At 56.9% G+C, this 3,428-nt stretch carries 4 protein-coding genes, 3 tRNA genes and 1 rRNA gene; all 8 read left to right on the top strand.

What is annotated here, in order from left to right:
• The first annotated feature begins 3 nt into the window (after positions 1 to 3).
• Positions 4 to 119, top strand: a 5S ribosomal RNA gene (gene rrf / locus AB5S05_RS21895).
• Between the two features lie 165 nt (positions 120 to 284).
• Positions 285 to 1,250 (top strand): bifunctional biotin--[acetyl-CoA-carboxylase] ligase/biotin operon repressor BirA, encoded by a 966-nt coding sequence (birA, locus tag AB5S05_RS21900; protein WP_369289615.1) that lies wholly within the window; start codon positions 285 to 287, stop codon positions 1,248 to 1,250.
• Entirely contained in the window at positions 1,240 to 1,986 is a 747-nt protein-coding gene (locus AB5S05_RS21905) for a pantothenate kinase (protein WP_369289616.1), read from the top strand. Before birA ends, AB5S05_RS21905 begins: the two co-directional genes overlap by 11 nt.
• 8 nt (positions 1,987 to 1,994) lie before the next feature.
• Positions 1,995 to 2,675 (top strand): SPOR domain-containing protein, encoded by a 681-nt coding sequence (locus AB5S05_RS21910; RefSeq protein ID WP_369289617.1) that lies wholly within the window; start codon positions 1,995 to 1,997, stop codon positions 2,673 to 2,675.
• A gap of 134 nt (positions 2,676 to 2,809) precedes the next feature.
• Positions 2,810 to 2,894, top strand: a tRNA-Tyr gene (locus AB5S05_RS21915).
• Positions 2,895 to 2,919: 25 nt separating this feature from the next.
• Positions 2,920 to 2,993: transfer RNA gene (locus tag AB5S05_RS21920), tRNA-Gly, on the top strand.
• Positions 2,994 to 3,018: 25 nt separating this feature from the next.
• Positions 3,019 to 3,094: transfer RNA gene (locus AB5S05_RS21925), tRNA-Thr, on the top strand.
• 84 nt (positions 3,095 to 3,178) lie between these two features.
• On the top strand, positions 3,179 to 3,428 hold a 250-nt coding region (locus AB5S05_RS21930), incomplete at its 3' end, for a GTP-binding protein (RefSeq protein ID WP_369289618.1).

The following is a 3,428-nucleotide window of genomic DNA, read 5'->3' on the forward strand; positions in this document are numbered from 1 at the left end:
TTGCTTGACGACCATAGAGAATTGGAACCACCTGATCCCATCCCGAACTCAGTAGTGAAACGATTCATCGCCGATGGTAGTGTGGGGTCTCCCCATGTGAGAGTAGGTCATCGTCAAGCTTCTAAAATCAAACCCCCCAGCCGCTAACGCGGCTGGGGGGTTTGTCTTTGCGCGGGAAAAAGGTACCGCCGGGGCAAGAGAGGGCTGCATGAGTCGCGCAGCCTTGGTAGGCAGTGAGAGGGGGGGGCGTTATCATGCGCCGGTCATCGGTTAGTGAGTTCATCATGCTGCCATTACTAAAGCTGCTTCAGGATGGCCGCTTCCATTCAGGCGAAGAGCTCGGCGCCGCTATGGGCGTAAGTCGGTCGGCAATCTGGAAGCAGTTACAGTGCCTGGAGGCAGAGACTGGGCTGCCAGTGCATAAGGTGCGTGGGAAGGGATACCGATTGGCCAACCCGCTCATCTTGCTGGATGAGCAGGTCTTGCGGGCGCAGTCAGCGGAAGGTAGCTGGCCTATCTCTGTTCTGCGGTCGGTAGACTCCACCAATGCTGAGGCGCTTCGGCGTTTGTTGGCGCGTGAGGCGCCGCCCTTTGTGCTGCTGGCTGAGCGCCAGACAGCAGGCCGTGGGCGTCGTGGGCGCAGTTGGATTAGTCCGTTTGGCGAAAACCTCTATTACAGTCTGGTGCTTCGCGTCGATGGGGGAATGCGCCAGCTGGAAGGGCTGAGTCTCGTTGTCGGCGTGGCGCTACTACACGCCTTACGTAGCGCAGGTCTGGAGGCGGTGGGTTTGAAGTGGCCAAATGATCTTCTGCTTAATGGTCGCAAGATCGCCGGTGTCCTCCTTGAGCTGTCGGGTGATCCTGCCGATGTGTGTCATGTCGTGATAGGGATCGGAGTCAATGTGAACATGCTTGCCTCCGAGCAGCATGAGATCGATCAGCCCTGGACGTCCATGCGGGCTGAGCTGGGTCGTTACTTCGACCGCAATGAGTTGGTTCGTCAGCTAAATGGCCAGTTGTCCCGGTACCTGGCCAAACACTTCGAATTCGGCTTCAGTGCGATTAAGGATGAGTGGCAGGCTAATCACCTGTGGCAGGGGCGAGATGTTGTTCTGCATACGGGCGCTACGCCGATTGAGGGTAAGGTGCTCGGGGTAGACTCCTCGGGAGCCATTTGTCTGCGGGTGGCAGGTGTCGAGCAGCGTTTCAGTGGTGGAGAGCTTGGGTTGAGGTTGCGTGATGATTCTTGAGCTCGATTGTGGAAATAGCTTTATCAAGTGGCGGGTGCTCTCGGAAGATGTTTCGCAAGTAGTGTGTGGTGGTGTGGTCGGCTCAGATCAGGAGTTGGTTGCTACGCTGCTCGCCCAGCGCCTGGAATTGCGAGCATGCCGCCTGGTGAGTGTGCGTACCGACGTTGAAACAGAGGCATTGCTTCGCGAGTTGCAAGCAACCTTTGCAATCGCCTGCACCTGTGCCCAACCCGCTCAGGAACTCGCCGGTGTTCGCAATGGCTATTCGGAGTATGAGCGTCTTGGCTTGGATCGCTGGTTGGCGGTGGTGGGGGCGTTTCGCCAAGTGCGGAAAGCCTGCTTAGTACTGGATCTCGGTACTGCGGTTACCTCTGACTTCGTCGACTCTGCCGGGGCGCACTTGGGGGGGTTCATCTGTCCCGGGGTACCGCTGATGCGTAATCAATTGCGTACGCATACCCGCAGGGCGCGCTACGACGAGGGGCTTGCTGTTCGGGCTTTGCGCAATTTGTTGCCGGGGCGCTCGACGTCCGAGGCAGTCGAGCGGGGTTGTTCATTGATGTTGCAAGGGTTCGTTCGTACGCAGCTCGATATGGCCAGCACCCTTTTCGACAGTGAATTTGAGGTATTCCTGACGGGGGGGGATGCGGCATTGGTGGCTGAGACCATTCCCCGCGCGCGGATAGTGCCGGACCTGGTCTTCATTGGGCTGGCCGTCGCCTGCCCGCTGAAATGAGGTGCTAGATGCGCTGGATCTTTTTGCTGTTGTTCGTGCTCAATGTGTTCTATTACGTGTGGCATCAACAGCAAGCGCCGCTGAGGGCCAAGGAAGTAGCATCAACTGTGCCAATGCAGGAGGGCAGGCGGAATATCCGCCTGCTAAGCGAGTCCGAACGTCGTCAGCGCCCGGCTCGGGCTCCGTTGGCACAGCCTGAGTCGGCTTGCCTTTTCTTGGGTGGGTTCGAGCAAGAGTCTGCGGCTGCTATGTTGGCCCAGCGCTTGATCAGCTTGGATATCCGTGCGCGTGTCGAGGCTGTCGACGCGACCGCGGGTGTCGACTACTGGGTGTATTTGCCACCGGTGGCATCACGTCAGGCATCCTTGCGTCAGCTCAAGGAGCTGCAGGCCCGCAAAATCGATAGCTACATCATTAGCCAGGGTGAGCTGGAAAACGGAATTTCCCTCGGGATCTTTCCTCGTCCCGACTCGGCCGAGAGCGTAATGCAACGGCTGCGCGACGCCGGCTACACGCCGCTGTTAAAAGAGTTGCCTCGTGCACATCGCAATTATTGGGTGCGGATCGCGCCCGAGAGCCGCCGTCTTGCCGACGATTCTCTACTCCAGGCCTTGGCATTGGACTTTAGTGGCCTGCGGCATCAATTAATGCCGTGTGAAAGCATTGCAACCCAGCAAAAGATTGACTAGAATGGCGCCCGCTCTACAGGGGGACGCCGAAAGGAAGTTGCTGTAGGGTTGCTGTCAACGTAGCTAAGCTCAGGTTTTTAATGAGAAAATGCTTGACAGTAGGGTGGCTTCCAATGAGAATGCCGCCTCCTTTTGGAGGGATTCCCGAGTGGCCAAAGGGATCAGACTGTAAATCTGACGTCATCGACTTCGAAGGTTCGAATCCTTCTCCCTCCACCAGATTTTAGCGTGAGCTTAGGGCTCCGCGGGTATAGTTCAGTGGTAGAACCTCAGCCTTCCAAGCTGATGATGCGGGTTCGATTCCCGCTACCCGCTCCAGCTTTTTGGTTGCGTAATGTGTTTCGCTCATGTAGCTCAGCTGGTAGAGCACACCCTTGGTAAGGGTGAGGTCAGCGGTTCAAATCCGCTCATGAGCTCCATTTAATAAAGGCAGATATGAAAGTATCTGCCTTTGTTTTAATGGTGATGTGACTTGCTCAATTCTTCGCTGGGAGACGGTCAAGATGGCTAAAGAAAAATTTGAACGTAACAAACCGCACGTCAACGTAGGCACCATCGGTCACGTTGACCACGGTAAAACCACCCTGACCGCAGCGCTGACCAAGGTTTGCGCTGAGACTTGGGGTGGCTCTGCTCGTGACTTCTCCCAGATCGACAACGCTCCGGAAGAGAAAGCGCGCGGCATCACCATCAACACCTCCCACGTTGAATACGATTCGCCGACCCGTCACTACGCCCACGTAGACTGCCCGG

The organism is Pseudomonas zhanjiangensis, assembly GCF_041027545.1.
GTDB classification, from domain to species: Bacteria; Pseudomonadota; Gammaproteobacteria; order Pseudomonadales; family Pseudomonadaceae; genus Aquipseudomonas; species Aquipseudomonas zhanjiangensis.